General features: G+C 33.4%; 18 protein-coding genes. 15 read left to right on the top strand and 3 right to left on the bottom strand.

Features of this window, described 5'->3' with window-relative positions; translation table 11 throughout:
* Nucleotides 1-539 precede the first annotated feature (539 nt).
* The 13 genes from A9G45_RS06090 to A9G45_RS06030 all read left to right on the top strand — a co-directional run bounded on the left by A9G45_RS06090 (nucleotide 540) and on the right by A9G45_RS06030 (nucleotide 12,401).
* Nucleotides 540-899 carry a hypothetical protein gene (locus A9G45_RS06090; RefSeq protein WP_065566474.1) on the top strand — a complete coding sequence of 120 codons (360 nt, stop codon included), beginning with the start codon at nucleotides 540-542 and terminating at the stop codon, nucleotides 897-899.
* 262 nt (nucleotides 900-1,161) lie between these two features.
* Entirely contained in the window at nucleotides 1,162-1,452 is a 291-nt protein-coding gene (locus tag A9G45_RS06085; protein ID WP_065566475.1) for a hypothetical protein, read from the top strand.
* Nucleotides 1,453-1,569: 117 nt separating this feature from the next.
* Entirely contained in the window at nucleotides 1,570-1,872 is a 303-nt protein-coding gene (locus A9G45_RS06080; protein ID WP_065566476.1) for a hypothetical protein, read from the top strand.
* Nucleotides 1,873-2,237: 365 nt separating this feature from the next.
* A complete protein-coding gene (locus A9G45_RS06075) occupies nucleotides 2,238-3,215 on the top strand; it encodes an HlyD family secretion protein (protein WP_065566477.1) in 978 nt (325 codons plus the stop codon).
* Between the two features lie 41 nt (nucleotides 3,216-3,256).
* Nucleotides 3,257-4,417 (top strand): ABC transporter permease, encoded by a 1,161-nt coding sequence (locus A9G45_RS06070; RefSeq protein WP_065566478.1) that lies wholly within the window; start codon nucleotides 3,257-3,259, stop codon nucleotides 4,415-4,417.
* The gene (locus tag A9G45_RS06065) at nucleotides 4,414-5,604 is read left to right on the top strand and encodes an ABC transporter permease (protein ID WP_065566479.1); all 1,191 of its coding nucleotides are present in this window, start codon (nucleotides 4,414-4,416) and stop codon (nucleotides 5,602-5,604) included. Before A9G45_RS06070 ends, A9G45_RS06065 begins: the two co-directional genes overlap by 4 nt.
* Before the next feature lie 325 nt (nucleotides 5,605-5,929).
* Nucleotides 5,930-6,649 (top strand): epoxyqueuosine reductase QueH, encoded by a 720-nt coding sequence (locus tag A9G45_RS06060; RefSeq protein ID WP_065566245.1) that lies wholly within the window; start codon nucleotides 5,930-5,932, stop codon nucleotides 6,647-6,649.
* A 152-nt stretch (nucleotides 6,650-6,801) separates the two neighbouring features.
* The gene (locus A9G45_RS06055) at nucleotides 6,802-7,419 is read left to right on the top strand and encodes a CDP-alcohol phosphatidyltransferase family protein (protein WP_065566246.1); all 618 of its coding nucleotides are present in this window, start codon (nucleotides 6,802-6,804) and stop codon (nucleotides 7,417-7,419) included.
* 3 nt (nucleotides 7,420-7,422) lie between these two features.
* The gene (locus tag A9G45_RS06050; protein WP_065566247.1) at nucleotides 7,423-9,180 is read left to right on the top strand and encodes a bifunctional alpha/beta hydrolase/class I SAM-dependent methyltransferase; all 1,758 of its coding nucleotides are present in this window, start codon (nucleotides 7,423-7,425) and stop codon (nucleotides 9,178-9,180) included.
* A 6-nt stretch (nucleotides 9,181-9,186) separates the two neighbouring features.
* Nucleotides 9,187-10,509 carry a phosphatase PAP2/dual specificity phosphatase family protein gene (locus A9G45_RS06045; RefSeq protein ID WP_065566248.1) on the top strand — a complete coding sequence of 441 codons (1,323 nt, stop codon included), beginning with the start codon at nucleotides 9,187-9,189 and terminating at the stop codon, nucleotides 10,507-10,509.
* Nucleotides 10,510-10,511: 2 nt separating this feature from the next.
* On the top strand, nucleotides 10,512-10,997 hold the full coding sequence (locus tag A9G45_RS06040; RefSeq protein ID WP_065566249.1) for a hypothetical protein: 486 nt from the start codon (nucleotides 10,512-10,514) through the stop codon (nucleotides 10,995-10,997).
* A gap of 65 nt (nucleotides 10,998-11,062) precedes the next feature.
* Entirely contained in the window at nucleotides 11,063-12,001 is a 939-nt protein-coding gene (locus A9G45_RS06035) for a phosphatidate cytidylyltransferase (protein ID WP_065566250.1), read from the top strand.
* Between the two features lie 136 nt (nucleotides 12,002-12,137).
* The gene (locus A9G45_RS06030; RefSeq protein ID WP_034913021.1) at nucleotides 12,138-12,401 is read left to right on the top strand and encodes an HPr family phosphocarrier protein; all 264 of its coding nucleotides are present in this window, start codon (nucleotides 12,138-12,140) and stop codon (nucleotides 12,399-12,401) included.
* 120 nt (nucleotides 12,402-12,521) lie between these two features.
* On the opposite strand, the gene A9G45_RS06025 is transcribed toward A9G45_RS06030, so the two are convergent.
* Complete coding sequence (locus A9G45_RS06025; RefSeq protein WP_141673623.1) at nucleotides 12,522-13,886, bottom strand: APC family permease; 1,365 nt, start codon at nucleotides 13,884-13,886, stop codon at nucleotides 12,522-12,524.
* Between the two features lie 362 nt (nucleotides 13,887-14,248).
* On the opposite strand from A9G45_RS06025, the gene A9G45_RS06020 reads away from it, so the two are divergent.
* Both A9G45_RS06020 and A9G45_RS06015 read left to right on the top strand, forming a co-directional pair.
* Nucleotides 14,249-14,683 carry a PTS sugar transporter subunit IIA gene (locus A9G45_RS06020; protein WP_065566252.1) on the top strand — a complete coding sequence of 145 codons (435 nt, stop codon included), beginning with the start codon at nucleotides 14,249-14,251 and terminating at the stop codon, nucleotides 14,681-14,683.
* Nucleotides 14,676-16,070, top strand: coding sequence for a PTS fructose transporter subunit IIC (locus A9G45_RS06015; RefSeq protein ID WP_065566253.1), 1,395 nt, complete (start codon nucleotides 14,676-14,678; stop codon nucleotides 16,068-16,070). Before A9G45_RS06020 ends, A9G45_RS06015 begins: the two co-directional genes overlap by 8 nt.
* Nucleotides 16,071-16,541: 471 nt before the next feature.
* On the opposite strand, the gene A9G45_RS06010 is transcribed toward A9G45_RS06015, so the two are convergent.
* Both A9G45_RS06010 and A9G45_RS06005 read right to left on the bottom strand, forming a co-directional pair.
* The gene (locus A9G45_RS06010; protein WP_065566254.1) at nucleotides 16,542-16,733 is read right to left on the bottom strand and encodes a hypothetical protein; all 192 of its coding nucleotides are present in this window, start codon (nucleotides 16,731-16,733) and stop codon (nucleotides 16,542-16,544) included.
* Between the two features lie 283 nt (nucleotides 16,734-17,016).
* Nucleotides 17,017-18,699: an amidohydrolase gene (locus A9G45_RS06005; protein WP_065566255.1), complete on the bottom strand. Its 1,683-nt coding sequence runs from the start codon at nucleotides 18,697-18,699 to the stop codon at nucleotides 17,017-17,019.
* Between the last annotated feature and the right edge of the window lie 137 nt (nucleotides 18,700-18,836).

Raw genomic sequence — 18,836 nt, 5'->3', positions numbered from 1 at the left:
AAAGATCATAAGTGTTGTCAAGCATATAGAATTTAACTCTATAATTATGTATGGTAATTGTTATGGGCATAAGCATAGGAACAAGTAAGATAAAATTTACAATATTTTGGAATGGCAACTCATTTGCAAACAAAAAATTAAGAGAGAAGCGATTTGTTAAATTCTACAGGAGGAGAATAGCCTGACAATATGAACCTAATTTCTTAATGCCCTCTAAGTAGTTATATAAGGTAACCAGAATAACGATATTGGTTTGCATTTAGGATGCCATTTCCCATTTGCAACTGTTTAAGCTTTTTGTGTAATGCAAACAGATTATTTTCTTCTGGTTGTGATGATCTGTAGGTTTGAATGAGATACTTTGCTTGATTTATTTAGTGATCTAAAGTGCAGATCATATTCTTCGGCTAAATTACTGTGTGATTTTTTTTTGCAGATAAAGTTTAACCATTTTTGATTTTACCTTATCCTGATCCTTAAAAAAATTGTATGATATCTAATAATTTTAACAAAAATGGATAAGCAAGGATAAAAGTAAGGTGCTAACAATAAATAATCAGGCTATTAAGACTCTATATGGTGAAGTATATGGAAGAGATGCCTTTATTCTAAAAAATGTCATATTAGATATGTATCCTCTGGAACTAGAGGTAGTAACTTCTCTTGATTTATCTTTTTGTCAATTAAATAATGGGCTAAGTGGTGAAGTTTTAGTTTATTTTAAGTTCAAAGATATAAAAAGTTTAACGATTACGATGATTGATGAATCAAAATATCAACGGGTAAAAAAATCTTGTTTTGATAAAGTATTTGATACCGAATGTGATGAACATTATATCTTAAGTACTTATGATCATGTGTTTGATGTAATTGGTCAATGTGAAGTATGTTATAAGTAGTTATGAACGTTTAGGATGGCGTTTAAATCGTTCAGCTTTACTTATCTGCTATTTATTTGATAAAGCTAGTATGTTTAGATTTAATTGCGATTTTTTACTCAGTTTTGTTTTGGGCTCTACAATAAATAATAGTTGTAGAGAATTAAAAATAGTAAACGTTTTTGTAATTGAGAAAAAGATCTATCCCATTATCCAAATAAAGTAATCAATAAGCTATGGTCACTTTCTACTTAATTCTAACCAACTTTACAAGTTTATTTATATGAGAAAAATTATTGCTATTATACACTATGTGATTTACTTAGCCGGTATGTTTATCTTATTAGTTATGGGTTCTAGCAAATACGATTGGATGCAAGAAATGGATAATACCATGACTAAATTGCCAAAAGATAGCTCTGGTAATATAGGTCTAGTAATGGCAATCTTGGGGCTAATACTAGTTATAATGCAGGCTTTTCGTTTCAAACTGACTCACAGCCATGTTGAAAGGAAAATGATTGTTGTGCTAACGTTACTTGGATCCATTATTGGGTTGATTATATGTAGTTGATGACTAATTTGCTGGAATTCGCAATAATCTAAAGATTGAAAAATGTAGTAGAGCAAACTTTTACCTTAACATAACAAAATACTAACCTTTGGGTAGTAAACTGCTGGGTGCTTTTAGATGGATAATATTTTAATCAAAAATTTACTTTCCGCTATTGAAAAAGGTAAAGTCAGGGGATGTGATGAAATAAAGGAAATAAATGGAGAGCGCTATTTTTTTCAATATGCATTGAAAAAGAAAAGCGGATTTTATAGCACTTACCTTTTTTATATCATTGAAAGTAAGATGGACGTTATAGAGGATTATGGCATTGAGCAAATTAAACAATTCTCTGATATTATTGATGCTGTTAATTATTTTAAATCACTTGGTGTTAATATTGAGCAATTTTCGTCGATAAAAGGAAATTTACCTTTTTAATCAAAATCAAAAATAGTAATAGAGTAGTGTTGTTATTATCAAGTAGATCTATACCTTTACTGTTGAAATAGCTAAAATAAAGCTTTAGATACCGCAAATTATTGCCCGAAAGCTTAGCGTTGCATTTATATTTAGATGGCTAGTTTTTAGTGTATTATGATTCAATGTCTTTTCAATAAATAAATTTTAAAGTTAATAATTCAGCCTTCACTAAGAATAAATATTTTCAAAAATCATTCCAAATATGAAAAACACCGTGCTCCATATAAAGTCACATTTTATTGCGTATTTTAATATTTGGCTTTATATTATGTCTCTAGTAACTCTATTTTAGTTTTTCGCTAATCATTTATAAGCACAATTTTATGCATAAAAAACGCCTTTCTTTGATTGTAGCAATCATGGCTGTTATTGTCATGGTTATAATTATATATTTTGTAAATCAACCTAATACCATTATATTACAAGGTGAGGTTGAATCTAACCGTGTTGATGTGGCGGCTAGAGTACAAGGTCGAGTTATTCAATTTAATTATGATGTTGGAGATAATGTTAAACAGGGTGATATTCTTCTTAATCTTTCAAATCCAGCATTATTAGCGCAGTTAGCGACATCTGAAGCCCAATTAAAAGTGGCAATGGCAAGTCGAGATAATACTTATAGTACTAGACCAGAAACAATTGATCTGCAAAAAGCACAGTTAGATAAAGCGAAATCTGATTTATTATTAGCGCAAACCAGTTATGAGCGAATTAATCGCTTAGTTAAAAATGGAACGGTTTCCAAACAAAATTACGATGAATCGTTTAACCAATATCAAGCGGCTATTAAAGCACATGAAGCAGCTAAAGCTAACCTAGCATTAGCCGAAAATGGTAGCAGTGTAGAACAGAAAAAATTAGCCGATGTACAGGTTGAACAGTCAAAGGCAGCGCTTGAGCAAGTCAACGCTGATGTAAATGAATTAACTTTAATTTCTCCAATTAATGGTCAAATTACAACTCGTGTTGCCGAAGTAGGGCAATTATATAGCCCTGGAACGCCACTTTATTCTATCATTGATTTGAATGATATTTGGTTTACCTTTAATATTCGTGAAGATTTATTGGGCGATCTTAAAGTCGGTGATACGTTCAAGGTAAAGGTACCAGCATTAAATAATCAAGTCATTGATGTTAAAGTAACTGTCTTAAATGCTTTAGGACAATATGCCAATTGGCAAGCGACTAAAGCGACGGGTGACTTTGATTTAAAAACCTTTGAAATGCGCGCCAAACCAATTAATCAAGTGCCTGGTCTCCGTCCTGGAATGAGCGTTACCACCAAATGGCAATCTCGTTAACATAATAATGTGGAGATTTTACACAAAAGGGAACGGCATTAATGGCTAATTCGCTATTAAAAGTGATTATATGGGAACTGCATAAATTAATTAAACAGCGTTTTTTGTTTTTGTTGGTTTTCATCTATCCTTTATTGTTTATTTTTTTGTTTTTTTATATGTACCATGCAGGAGTGATTACTCAGGTACCAATAGCTGTTGTTGATCAGGATACAACATCATCATCACGTCTATTGATTCAACAAGTTGCCGCTTCACCTCAGTTACAGGTTGCTAAACGCTACCAAGATCTTTCGTCTGCTAAGCATGCCTTGATTAAAGGTGATGTTTATGCGGTACTTTTTATTCAACCTAAATTTGAAAAAGATCTTATTGCAGGCCATCAACCAGAAGTAGTGGCTTTTTATAATAATCAGTATATGTCGGCAGGCACGATTATTTTTCGAGCGATGAGCTCTGCGTTAAAAACAGCTAATAGTCAAATAGTATTGCAACAACTACAAGAAAAAGGGGTTGCTGCGCCAGTTGCGCAAAAACAAATGCAAACTGTTCCAACGAGTTTACATCCATTATATAACCCAACATTAAATTACTTGTATACCTTGATTAGTGGCATTATTCCTACCATTTTGCAGATAATTATTATGCTAGCAATGGTTACTAGTGTTACCCGAGATCGGTTTGATGTAACAAGTTATCAAAAAATATTCCAATTAGCTAATCATAATATTTTTATTTTTTTATTGGGGCGAATCTTTCCTTATTTTTGTTATTTTTTATTTTGCCTGATTTTATTTGATACAATTTTAATAATTTATTTTAATTTACCGCTCAATGGGCAGTTTATGTTGCTTTTGATTGGTGATATAGGATTTATTTTAACATCTTGTTTATACGGCATTTTTTTTGGTTTGACAGGCTCAACATTGGCGCAAGCTTATGGTACTGCAAGTTTAGTTGCATCACCAGGTTTTGGTTTTACAGGACTTATTTTTCCTCGTATTGCGATGAACATTTTTGCTTCTATTTGGGGCGCTTTATTACCCGTGACATGGTACATACAAATTCGGCTAGATCAAACACTTAGAGCTCCAAATATGATAACATCATTAGAGCCATTTTTTTATTTATTGATTCAATTTAGTGTTATGGCAATTCTGATCTCTTTTCATTTACGAAAGATTCGTAGGCGGTTAATATGATTAAATCTTTGCTATTAATTTCCTATGACGAATTAAAGCGTATTTTCCAAACTAAGGCGATCGCAAGTGTCATGTTTATTGGGATCTTTCTTTATTTCTTCTTTTATCCGCAACCTTATTTACATGAAGCGATAAGAGATGTACCAATTGCTGTGATCGACCAAGATAATACCAATTATAGTCGAGAGCTAATAAGGCAAATGGATGCGAATAAATCGATAAAAATAGATTTACATATTGCGGATTTGCAAACGGCTAAATCACTTATTGAGCAACGTAAAATCTATGGGGCATTACTTATCCCATATCGCTTTCAGCAGCATATCTTAGAAGGGGCTCCTAGTCCTGTTATATATTATGGTGATGCAAGCTATATTTTAATTTATAGTAATGTTGCAACAGCTATTAATACTGTTGCTGGTGATTTTGGTGCTAAAATTTCAATTTCACGGAAAATAGCACAAGGCACAGATCCTGCGATAGCCACTAATAATACCGCACCTTTTAATACGCAGTTAATTAGTTTATTTAATCCACAATCGGGGTATGCGACGTATATTATTCCTGCTGCCTTTATTTTGATTTTATACCAAACATTACTTATTGGTAGCACGTTGTGTCGTTTATTTAGTAAAAATTCAGAATTTGAAATAAAGTTTATTCAGCAGCAAAGTCACGCAGCATCATCTGCATTATTATTACTTTCTGGTAAATTATTAACTTATTTAGCGCTTTATTTGATCTATTTTATTATTTATACCGTATTTGCTAACTATTGGTATGATTTACCAAGGCTAGGTCACGTTTTAGTTTCTTTATCATTTATAATTCCCTTTATTTTGTCTACGGCATTATTCGGTAAAGTTGTATCGCATTTTGTTCATACAGTCAGCGATGTGTTTTGCTTAATTATACCGTCAAGTATGATTATATTTTTTATGACAGGATTGTCTTGGCCCAAAGAATTAATGCCTTATTTGTTTCATCTGATTGGCGATATATTTCCAGCCGTTCCCGCTATAGTCGGTTCGGTAAAAATTAATCAAATGGGCGCAAACTTTTCCGAATTTAGCCAACAATATTGGCATTTATGGATATTAACTATTGTCTATTTCTGTATCGCCTTTATTTTAGAAAAGCGGTACGTGAAAACGGCAATGATAGCAAATGCTAGTAAAGAAAGCTAAATACAGTTATATATCCGTTTTATCATATTTATTTGGCGTATTAACAAAATTGATTTAACTATTTTTTTATTTTTATTATATTTTGTAAAAAATATTCAGTTTTCTATACCATTTGGTTATTTACAAATGATCTATTATTGCAATTTTTTTAAATTAAATTATTTGTGGTCATATCAATTCATTTGTTTTTTGGCAAAATCTTTTAAGTAAATTATACATTTCAATATAAAGATTTAACTATTGATCTTGTGTCGCAATATATATATCTATATCATAGCGCGCCATAAAGACTTTATTCATCAAAATAACAAATAAAAGAGTCCTCATGTTAATCAATGCTAAAAATATTCTAGAAAAATTAAATCCACATAATAAAGTAAATTACGATTCTGTATTAAAAGAGGTGATAGCTCATTGGCAATCTAAATCGGTGCGGCCTAAATTATTGATTCATAGTTGCTGTGCACCTTGTAGTACCTATGTTTTAGAGTACTTAGCGCAGTACGCAGATATTACCATTTATTTTGCTAATTCAAACATTCATCCTCGAGTTGAATATGAGCATCGTAGTATGGTACAACAAAAATTTATTGCTGATTTTAATCAAAAAACAGGTAATAACGTACAATTTTTAGAAGCACCTTATCAGCCAGCAGAATTTATTAAGAAAGTTAGCCATTTACGTGATGCTCCAGAAGGTGGCGAGCGTTGTCATATTTGTTACAAAATGCGTTTAGACTTAGCTGCGATTAAAGCCCAAGAATTGGGATTTGATTATTTTGCTAGTGCATTAACGCTTAGTCCTAAAAAAAATAGTCAAAAAATTAATGATCTTGGATTTGAAATTCAAGAGCTTTTTTCAGTAAATTATCTTCCTTCTGATTTTAAAAAGAATAATGGTTATAAGCGTTCGGTTGAACTTTGCAAAGAGTATGATGTATATCGGCAATGTTATTGTGGTTGCATTTTTGCTGCCAAAGCGCAAGGTGTTGATTTAAAAAATGTGATAGCTATCGCTAAGCAAGGATTAGAAAAGGGGATTTAGCTATTTGATTAGATTATTAAAAATAAACTGAAAGTATGATTAGTTCATTAAAGCCCATATGGCTAAATTGAATTAATCATTATATAGTCACAATATTATGGTATTTTTTATAAAAATTAATCGTAGTTATGCATTTATAATAAGGATTAGTCGTGTTGTCGATTTATCAATTAAAACCTAAATTCCAAGCATTTCTTCGACCTTATGCCGATTATCTTTATAGTGCCAATATAACCGCTAATCAGGTAACACTAATGGCGGGTTTTGGATCAATTTTAATCGCTTTTATTGTTGGTCGATTTGCTGCTTATCAATGGATTTTTGGTCTTATTCCAATATGGATGTTTATCCGTATGGCGCTTAATGCTATTGACGGTATGTTAGCAAGAGAATATAACCAAAAATCAAATTTAGGGGCTTATTTGAATGAGATGTGTGATGTGGTTTCGGATTGTGCGTTGCTATTAATCTTTACGCAAATAAATCAAGTCGATACTATTTTGGTGATAGTCATTGTTTTGTTATCATTTTTAACGGAGTATGTTGGCGTGTTAGGTCTGATGGTTGGTTGCGCTCGGCGTTATGATGGACCAATGGGTAAAAGTGATCGTGCTTTTGCGTTTAGTCTAATTAGTTTGGGGATTGCTACCTATTTATTGCCGCTTGATTGGCTCAATATACTATTGTTGCTTATTACCTTTTTGCTATTAATTACTGTGATTAATAGAGTCAGAAAGGGATTACAAGAATCAAAAAATAACAAGGTATAAGTTATGCGTGAACAGCAAGAAAAAACATTTATTAGTCATGATGGCTGTCAATTATTTTACCGTTATTGGCCAGCAGTTGATAGTGACAGCAATGCTAAGCCTTCGCGAGCAATTGTTCTTTTTCATCGTGGTCATGAACACTCTGGGCGAGTTGCTCATCTAGCTGATGAGTTAAATCTACCCAATTATCAAATTTTTGCTTGGGATGCGAGAGGTAATGGGCAATCGGAGGGTGAACGTGGTGATGCTCCTAATTTTGCGACTTTAATTAAAGATGCAAACTGTTTTATTGAGCATATTATGCATGAGTATGATATATGCCAAGAAGATATTGCTATTATAGCCCAAAGTGTAGGGGCGGTTATCGCTTCAGCATGGGTACATGATTATGTGCCAAATATTCGTGCCTTAGTACTTGGTTCGCCAGCTTTTGACATAAAATTATATGTACCATTAGCTGTGCCAGGTTTAAAATTACTGTATAACTTGAAAGGTAACTTTTTTGTTAATAGTTATGTAAAACCTAAATTGCTGACACATGATGCTGAGCGAGCACAATCTTTCACAGAAGATCCATTAATAACACGACCAATATCAGTACGCTTACTTTTGGATTTATATGCAGTGTCCGATCGCATTGTTAAAGATGCAAATGCGATAACGGTACCAACACAGTTATTAGTTTCTGGTTCAGATTATGTCGTTAAGCGTAAACAACAAAAACTGTTTTACAATAATTTAGGTACAGAACAAAAAGAATTTCATATATTACCTGGGTTTTATCATGATACTTTTGGTGAAAAAGATCGTAAATTAGCAATTGATTATGCAAGACGATTTATTATTGGTTGTTTTGCTAATCAACCATGCGTGCCATTATTAACCAATGCTGATTTAATGGGATACACAAGGCAAGAGGCTGATAATTTAACATTGCCGCCATCAGGTTGGATTAAGCCTTTATATTGGCGATTTATTAAAGCTAATTTAAAATATGCAAGTAAACTCTCAGATGGGATCAAACTAGGATTTGATACTGGATTTGATTCGGGCAGTACACTTGATTATGTTTATCGTAATGAACCATCAGGAACATCAAAACTAGGACGTTTTTTTGATTATATCTATCTTCAATCGATTGGTTGGCGAGGCATTCGGCAACGTAAAGAACATCTTGAAGAACTATTAAAATTAGCTATCAATAAATTACACGAACAGAACCATTCTGTGAATATTGTTGATATAGCAGCAGGGCACGGGCGTTATATTTTAGAAACGGTTAATCAAATTGCCAACAAACCTAATTCTGTATTATTACGAGATTACAGCGATATTAATGTACAAAAAGGCAGAGCATTAATAGAAGAAAAAGGCTTAACGGCTATAGCGCGTTTTGAAAAAGGAGACGCCTTTAATCGACAGCAATTAGCCCAATTGTCACCTAATCCCACATTAGCTGTGGTTTCGGGATTATATGAGCTATTTAGTGATAATCAGATGTTACGTGATTCTTTAGCAGGGCTCGCTGAGTCTATTCCTGAAGGAGGATATTTAATTTATACCAATCAGCCATGGCATCCACAGCTAGAGTTTATTGCAAGAGCTTTAACATCTCATCGAGATGGAAATCCATGGATTATGCGCAGGCGTACGCAACTGGAAATGGATCAATTGGTTGCATCGGCTGGTTTTAGAAAAATAACCATGCGTATTGATCAATGGGGCATTTTTACTGTATCGCTTGCACAACGAATGAAATAATGAGTCATGACTAGCGTAACATGGCGGTTTAATAAGCTGATTACTTATAAATTAATATGGTTAATAAGTTTGACCGTGTTCTTTTTTACTAGCTATAATTTTGCAAACTGGTTTACTTCTACACGTAACGATGTCGGAAGTATCGTTTTTGAATGGGAAAGATCAATTCCTTTATGGCCTTGGTCTATCATACCTTATTGGTCGATAGACTTTATGTATGGGTTTGCAATTTTGCTGGCTAGTTCTTATCGAACACTAAAAATTCTTTGTTTTCGTCTTTTATCTGCTCAGATTATTTGCATAGCTTGCTTTTTGATCTTTCCGCTAAAGTATTCTTTTGAGCGCCCTGTATTAGATGGATTATCGGGGCTATTATTTGATATTTTAATGGGATTTGATAAACCTTTTAATCAAGCACCATCGCTTCATATTCCCTTATTGGTTATTTTATGGCAATTTTACGCCCGTTATTTTCGAGGAATATGGCGCTATATTTTGCATATTTGGTGTTTATTGATCGGTTTATCAGTATTAACCACTTGGCAACATCATTTCTTTGACATCCCAACTGGGCTTTGGGTAGGGTGCTTTTGTGTTTGGTTATGGCCAGACAATCATTTATCACCAATAACAAACAATCAATTACCTAAACAATATGTGTGGGGTAGCGCCTATTTTTTACTGTTTTTATTGTCGTTTTGTTCTGCTATCTACTTTTCTTCTTGGGCATTATGGTTATTATGGGTTTCAGGTGCATTTTTGTTGGTTTCCCTCAATTATTTATTATTTGGCGCAGCAGGATTTCAAAAACAGACTAATGGCCACTTTAATTTAGCTGTTACTATTTTATACTTGCCTTATTTTATTATTATGTGGGTTAATTCACGATTATGGACATTTAAAAATAATCCAACGGATTTGATTATTGATAATGTTTATTTAGGTCGTATACCGTCTAATAAGACATTACAAGCCAATCAGTTTACGTCGATTGTAGATCTTTGTGCTGAATTACCAATAGCCCAATTTAATGGCCATTATAAATTGATTCCAGTATTGGATATGACACCACTTACCATGGATGAGTGTCAACAAGCAGCCGAAATTATTGAACAATATCATAAGCAAGGCAAATTATTAGTCTGTTGTGCGTTGGGGTATTCACGCAGTGCTACGGCAATTATTGCTTGGTTATTAATGACCCAAAGAGTAACTAGCTTAAATGAGGCTATAGCTAAGGTAAAATTATATCGTCATAACGTGGTTATTACGGCTAAACAACAATTAATTTTGTCGAATTGGTATGCAAAAATAACAAGAAGAGAATAAATATGTTAAATCACGATGATGCAGGAATAACAACAAAAACAGCAACAGTTAGTCAAACATCGTTGGTGACATTTTGTAGTATCCTCTCTATCAGCTTGCCTATCGGTATATTTTCGTTACTATTAACCATTATCGCTTTACTTTTTGCGTTGATAACAAGTGGAATGATTAATAGCAGTTTATTATCAACTGTTTTTTATTTTCTGGCCTTTATTATGGGAATAGTGGGTGTTTATTATGCATTACGGATCAAATTTGACAAAAAGTTATTTGATTATTTAGCTACCAGCAATGAATGCTTAATCAATACACTTATTGATTTAGATAATGCATTAATGGACTTTCATTTAATTAAATCTAAGCCATTAGCAACACGAACTATTACCGAGCGTCAACAAGGAACCTTAAAGCTAGTTAAACAACAAATCATTGTGCTAGTAATACAAATCATGTTGTTAATAGGCGCATGGGTTAGTGGCCTTATCTAATTATGTTAACAAGCGTTTAGCTAAAATGTACCGTCATATTAAACAAGTAATAAAGGAAAACAACAATGTCTAATTATCAAAAAGATACTTTATTATTGTTTATTGGTATCGGTATTTTACTTGTGATGGCTTCTATTATTGGTTGGTTATTAAAAAAACGGCTGAATAGCCCTAATAAAGTCATCGATAACCTGAATACTCGCATCAATGCATGGTGGGTAATGGTGGCAATTATTGGTATGGCTTTTTTAATAGGAAAATTAGCTGTTATTTTTTTATTCTTTGTCGCATCTGGCATTGCATTACGCGAATTTCTCAGTTTAACTCCTGTTAATCGTTATGATTTTTATGTCTTGATATTTGCTTATTGTATCGCTTTACCCGTGCAATATATTTTAGTGGCTATATCATGGTATGGATTGTTTAGTATTTTTATTCCTGTTTATGGTTTTTTATTATTAGCGATATTGGCAACAATAACTGGCTCAACAGATAATTTTTTAGCACGAACCGCTGAAGTGCAATGGGGGGTAATGATTACGGTTTATAGTATTTCTTGCGTACCAGCACTATTAACATTACCTATTGATAATTATCAAGATCGTAACCTTTTGTTAATTGCTTATTTAGTATTAGTTGTTGAACTTTCTGATGTATTGCAATATGTATTTGGTAAATTGTTTGGCAAACGCAAAATTAGCCCGAATTTATCACCATCTAAAACTATGGAAGGATTTATTGGTGGAATATTATCAGCAAGCTTACTAGGTGCTTGCTTATTTTGGATAACCCCTTTTAGCTTTATACAAGCTGGTTTAATTTCATTTATGCTTACGTTACTAGGTTTTCTGGGGGGATTGGTTATGTCAGCCATTAAGCGTGATAGAGGTGTAAAAGATTGGGGAAAGCTAATCGGTGGTCATGGTGGTGTGCTTGATCGTCTTGATTCTGTCTGTTTTACTGCACCTATCTTTTTTCACGTTATGCGCTATTTTTGGGTATAATCTTATGTTAACTGTAGATAACCAAGCAGTTTAGATAAATTAAAAAATATACACGTAAAAAAAGAGCAAAACAGTTTAATTTATGATATAAATACAAGTATTGTATTAACATTAAGATAGAAATAAGGACTTTATTATGCTAAAAGAGCAAATGGTAGTTAAAAATTCAACGGGCTTACATGCTCGCCCAGTTACAACACTCGTTAAATTAGCCGGTCGCTATAAATCATCAATTGAACTTGTTTATAATGACAAAGCAATTAAATTGAAAAGTATGATGGGATTACTTGGTGCTGGTGTTAAAGGTGGCTCAACCGTTGAAATCATTTGTGATGGTGAAGATGAACAAGCAGCAATGGATGAAATTCGTGAATTATTTGCTACTGGTTTTGGTGAGTAATTAACTGAGTTAATCAGGTTAATACCAAATACTTCATTATTCCGTCGACTAAGGTCGACGGAATCATTTTTAAAAAAGACGTAACTAAACTTTTAAGTAGACCTATTTAAAAAGATTAAATTAATCTTTAATGATTGAATTCAATTCATTAGGATCAATTGATGGTAATGATTTAGTAAAACATTTAGTTAGATAAAGTAAATAACAGAATCCAAACGCCAACCAAATTAAACCGACGGTCATAGCTGTCGTTTCAAGACTTGTCCATAGCCATAATGAAAGTAAAACACCAATAGTAGGTATTAGACCATATTTTAAAAGCATTGGTACTGTTTTCTTTGCATTTCCGCCTAGGTAGCTTTTAATTACGCATAAATTAACAAAAGTAAATGCAACTAATGCGCCAAAACTAATCATAGAAACAACTAAGCCAAGCTCTAATACTAACGATAGTAATGAAAAACAAGCAACAAAGATAATTGATAAATAAGGTGTTCTAAAGCGCGGATGAATTTTATAGAAGATCTGTTTTGGTAATACTCCTTCACGCCCCATTGCATAAAAGATTCGTGACACACTAGTTTGCGCAGTCATTGCTGAGGCAAAAACACCAGTTACGTAAGCCGCTTGGAAGAAGTTATACATGAACTCTCCACCCAATTGACTAATATCACCAACACGACGCACGACATCCAAACTTGCAGTATCTTTGTTGTCTATAAAATCAGTCCATTCTGGGTAAGCTAAATGCGCACAATACGAAACAATTAAGAATATACATCCAGCAATAAGTACGGTGCATAAAATTGCTTTTGGTAATGATTTTTTAGCGTCATTTGATTCTTCGGCTAGTGTAGCTATTGCATCAAAGCCTAAAAATGCAAGACACAATATAGCCGCGCCAGAAAACAGTCCGCTAAAATCATCTGTTGTAATCAATAATGGTTTTGCCATTGCTTCAGGTGTTAAATTGACATTATTTAACGTTAATATAACAAATAATACGATGAACACTACTTGAAAAAAGTTCAAAGTAAAATTAACCCAATTGATTAATTTTATTCCAAGATAGTTTAAGATACTGACACTGAAAAGTGATCCTAATACAAAAACGTAAGCTGGAATACAATCAAATCGATCGTGTAAATATATACCTAACACTAAATAATTTAATATCGGTAGAAATAGGTAATCAAGAATTTGTGCCCAACCCACCAAAAATCCAACTTTTCCACCAAAAGTACGTTGTACATAGGAATAAGCAGAACCAGCAATGGGTAATTTATTTGCCATTCGGCAATAGCTCAAGGCTGTAAAAAAGATCATTGCAAGGGTGATGATATAGGCTATAGGTAAGTGTCCATTGCTGGCAACAGTGACTTCCCCATAAGTGGTAAAGATCCCCAAAGGAACCATATAAGCTAAACCAAATGCAATTAATGCAGGTGTGGTTAAAACTCGTTTCATTTTTATTGCGGACATGATTAACTTTACTCCTCTGTCCCAAAAAACAATAAAAAACTACTAAGTATAGTTTTGCCTTTTTACCCGCTGAAAGCGGCAAGGAATTCTGCCACATTATAATAATTATGCAAGCTAATTTTTAGTAAAAATTATTAAAGCGTGTAGATTATAAGCTTTAAACCATGTCACTAGTTATTTTAGGTTAATTAAATTCAAATTGCTTGGTTAAAGCTTAAGTTTCAATTTTCATATTTGTGATCGATATCTAATATTTGCTAGGCAAAATCCATGTGAGTGTATATAAATTATTGTATATTAAATTTACAGTATAGAGCGAAAACTAAGCCATTGCGGAAACCTATTATCAAAAAGAGGATCTATCTATGTTATCCATTCCTGTTTTATCGGTTGATTTAACTCGTGATATTGTCAATCAAAAATCAGCAGTGATTAATTTAATGGCTGAAACTAGCCAAGCATATTTAACTGATGTCAAAACCTTTTTTGAAGATGTAATGATTCATGAACAAGAAATGGAAACGGATGTGTTGCCAGATGTCGCTTTACCTCACGCTAAAAGTATTGCGGTTAAAATGCCCTTTATAGTTGTTGGAAAATATATTGATGGCATTATTTGGAATAATGGCAACAAAGTAAAATTAGTCATTTTGATTGGTGCACCAGAAAATGCTAATAAAGAACACTTAGCCATTATTGCTAAATTAGCATCCAATCTAGCTGATGATGATTTTATTCAAGATTTACTTAAAATTGATATTCAATCTGTAGCAAATAAGATTCGAGGTCTATATGAATAAAAAGAAGATTGTTGCAATTTGTGCTTGTACAGCAGGCATGGCACATACTTATATTGCTAAACAAAAAATTGAAAATGAAGCGAAGAAGCGTGGCTGGGATTATAAAGTTGAAACTCAAGGTGCGGCAGGTATTGAAAATTCATTAACAGAACAAGATCTTAAACAGGCTGATGTCATTATATTAGCCTCTGATATTTCAATTGAAAATGCCGATAGGCTTGAACCGTATAAAAATATTATTAAAGTTAGTACGGGTGAAGCGGTTAAAAATACTGTCCATATTTTTGATAATGCCGAAATAATGTCGACCAAAGTAGTTAAAGATAGCATTGGAACTGAAATATTTAGAGCATTAAATACGGGGATTAGCAAATTTTTACCTGTAATTATTGCATCAGGAATCCTTTTCTCTATTGTATTAATGACTGGTGATGTGGCTAATGACACTATTTTGCCAAGTAATCAATTTTTTGCGGATTTAAAACAAGTTGCATTATATGGCTTTGCCATGATGGTCCCTGTGTTGGCAGCTTATATGGCTTATTCTATAGGTGGTAATGCCGCTTTAGCGCCGGCATTTATTATGGGATATGTAGTTAATAATCCAATTGGTGTAAATCAAGTCAGTACAGGTTTTATTGGCGCCATGATTTTTGGTATTTTAACTGGTTATTTTGTTAAATGGTTTAAAACAGTTAAAGTGCATCCAGTAATTGCGTCAGTGATGCCCGTTATGATAATACCTACAGTAACTTTATTGGTTATGGCACCCATTTATATTTATGTTTTATCTTATCCTCTTGAGTGGTTTGTTAAAGCAATGGTAGCCGCCTTAAAAGGTATGTCAGAGGTTAACGCGGGATTTTTAGGTATTGGTATAGGCATATTAGCTGCATTGGATATGGGAGGTCCTTGTAGCAAAGCGGCAACCGCGTTTACTTTAGCGGCTATGGCTGAGGGAGTTTATGGTCCAAATGGGGTATTTCGTATGTGCTGTGCTATCCCTCCATTGGGATTGGCGGTATCATCATTAATTATTTCACGCTCAAAATACAGCAAAGAAGAAAAAGAGTTTGGTATTACCGCTTTCTTTTTATCGTTAGCTGGTATTACGGAAGGAGCCATTCCTTTTGCGGCTAAAGATCCAAAACATGTCATTGTTGCCATTGTTATTGGTACTGCAACTGCCGGTATGCTAGGTATGATTAATGGTATTGATTCATTAGTCGCGTTTGGTGGTTTAGTGGCATTAGGTGGAGTAACCAAAGGAGCAATTTGGTATGTAATTGATATGTTTATCGGGGCATTGATTATTGCTGGAATCTTACATTTTACCAAAAAAACTCCGACAAAATCAGAACTGGAAATTGTTCCCGAAGCTGACTAGCTGTTAAATAATTATTAGTGCTACATCACCAATTATTGTTGGTGTAGCAATTTACAATAAAAAAGTTAAATTTAAATTATTCTAGTTTTATTTTTTTATGTTTAATAATGATTTATTATTTAAAGCCTATTGCAAAAAGATTAATGTTATTGATTCCTATTGCTTTAAAAAACTTCAATAAAATCAATGGTTTTTCTGACTGATTTTTATCGTGATGATTTGTCGTTTTTTCTGATATATCATTTAGTTAGCTTGGCACACTAAAACATGCTTTAAGTTCACGTTTAAGTTAAGGGTAATAACCTAAGATGCTAACATTTAACTGATAACAGGTTGCGGTACTCAATACGATGAGAAATATTGATACATCTATTTGTACTTCACTTACTAGGATAGTTGATGAAGTATACCTGCATTTTCTTACTTAGATTTTATTTTCTATTTTCAGTTCTTTATTTTCTTTTTCTAGGCCTATAGTTTTTGTTGCTCACTGATTAACTTAAGTTTGCTGGTTTTGCCTGCATTGATTTGCCTAATCAAATTATAAATCATTGGTTTACCAATATCTAAATGATTAGCAATTACACCTAATAAGAGATAGGTATTAGGTAAGGCATAATTAGTTGCCTGTTGTTTTAACTTTGTACTAACTTTTTTGAGCATAATGCGTTTTCATACAGATTGCTTAAAAGATATTGGATAGGCTACACATTAAAGACAAAATAAATGAAAGCCAGCCAACCAGTTACATTTAGGTAACCAGCATCTTTCATAATGTGGATTTGCTTATTTTTAACGAATTGTAATAGGTAAAATAGCTATGTTTAACCAATTGAAAAATATTATGAAAAATTGTATGTTTCAGATAGAGGTTGTTATTTGATTAGTAGGTGGAGGATGTCCACCTACGATGTTGTTTTATATGTTGAATATCTTTGTTATCACATTAGTTTTTTTGATAAACCGTTTTACCACCGACAATAGTTGTTAGAACTTGTACATTTTGCATGTCAGTTGCTGGAATGGTAAATGGGTTGCGATCCAAAATAATCAAATCAGCAAATTTACCTTTTTCAATTGAGCCAATATATTCATCTTGCTTTAATACATAGGCGGCATTAATAGTGGCACTACGCAATACTTCAATAGCGGTTAAATTACGATCATTATCTAATCGAGGATGCTCCGTATCGATTTGTCTGGTCATGGCAATTTGGAAATCATACCATTCATTTAATGGATCAATTGGCCAATCACTCCCAAAAGCGCAAGTGACACCAGCATCAATATATTGGCCATGTGCCTCTAAGCCGTTATAACGTTCAAGACCAAATAATGTTCGATATTGCTCAATCATTGCCGTACTACAGCCTGCCCATTGGAATGAAAATACAACACAAGCGTTTAATTGTTTGTATCTAGCAAACTGATGTGATGCGCTTAGTTCATTATGTGCGGTACTTGGGCGAATATCAGCATCAGGTAATGTTTTACGCATTTTTTCAATGGCATCAAGCACGACTTCAATTGCACCTTCACCTACTGTATGCATATGTGGGTGAAATCCCGCTTTTGCTGATTCAAGTATTAAAGCATCTAACATCTCAATTGAGTAATACAGGTCACCATAACGATTTTTTTCATCAGTTAACTGGTATGGCTGAAGCAAGCGTGCTGTCATTAATGGTGCTTGCATTACGCCATCTACAAATAGTTTGGTATGCGATATCTTTATACCGGGCTTAGGTTGCCAGTTTTTATCATCGTAACGAGAAGCAAACTGTTTTACTTTCTCAATGACATTTGGAATATCCGCTATAGACGAAACATCATCTGGCGGTAGTTCACGGGCACCAAATAGACGAATCGAAAGCGTATCTTGTTGTTGTAGTCTTAAAAATGCATCAGCTTGGGTTTCGGTAATGCGCGCATCCATCACTGAAGTAACCCCTTGTTTATTGAGCTCAGCTTGTGACAGTTTTGCGATATTAACTGCTTGTTCGTCAGTCAGTTTAGAAATGCTGTCAAATGCGCGCATGGCTGGTGCATCTTCTAATATACCATTTAATTCGCCGTCGTCGGTACGACCAATCTTTCCATCTGTTGGTTCTGGCGTGTTTCTATCTAAACCAAATTTTTCTAATGCAATGCTATTGGCAACGAGAGTATGGCAATCGTTTGAGAACAAAATTACGGGTCTTTTCGTATTGAGTCTATCAAGATCAAAACGTGTGATATCTGTGCCAATTGGTAATACCTCTTGTCGTAACCAACCACGAACTTGTAACCAATTATCGTTGTGATTTAGCGAATCTTGATCTAAAGATTGTTGGATAATGGCTAAAGTATCATCAATAGTTAAACTTTGATAATTTAAATTGCAAGATGACAATTGCATCCCTCCCCAAAAAGTGTGTAAATGGGAATCAATAATGCCGGGCATCATCGTTTTGCCTTGCAAATCGTAAATCGTTGTATGATTATCAACATAGTGGCTGTTATTTATTTCTTGGGTTGTGCCAGTTGCAATAATATAGCCATTTTCAATTGCAATAGCTTCGCAGATACTATCGTGTTTGTCTGCGGTATAAATATAGCCATTAATATAAATAACATCAGCTTTAGCCATTATGAGTGTTCCTTAAATAAAGATCAAAATGAAAGGTGAACGATAGCAGATTTATAAAAAATTTGTCAAACGTAATAATTTTCTTTATTGTGTGTCGAGATTATGCTACAAATAAACTATATTAGTTACAGCGTCAC

The organism is Gilliamella sp. HK2 (assembly GCF_001690265.1).
GTDB lineage: Bacteria > Pseudomonadota > Gammaproteobacteria > Enterobacterales > Orbaceae > Gilliamella > Gilliamella apicola_C.
Note: the sequence above shows the minus strand (reverse complement) of the source record. Positions and strands in the feature narration are given on the sequence as shown.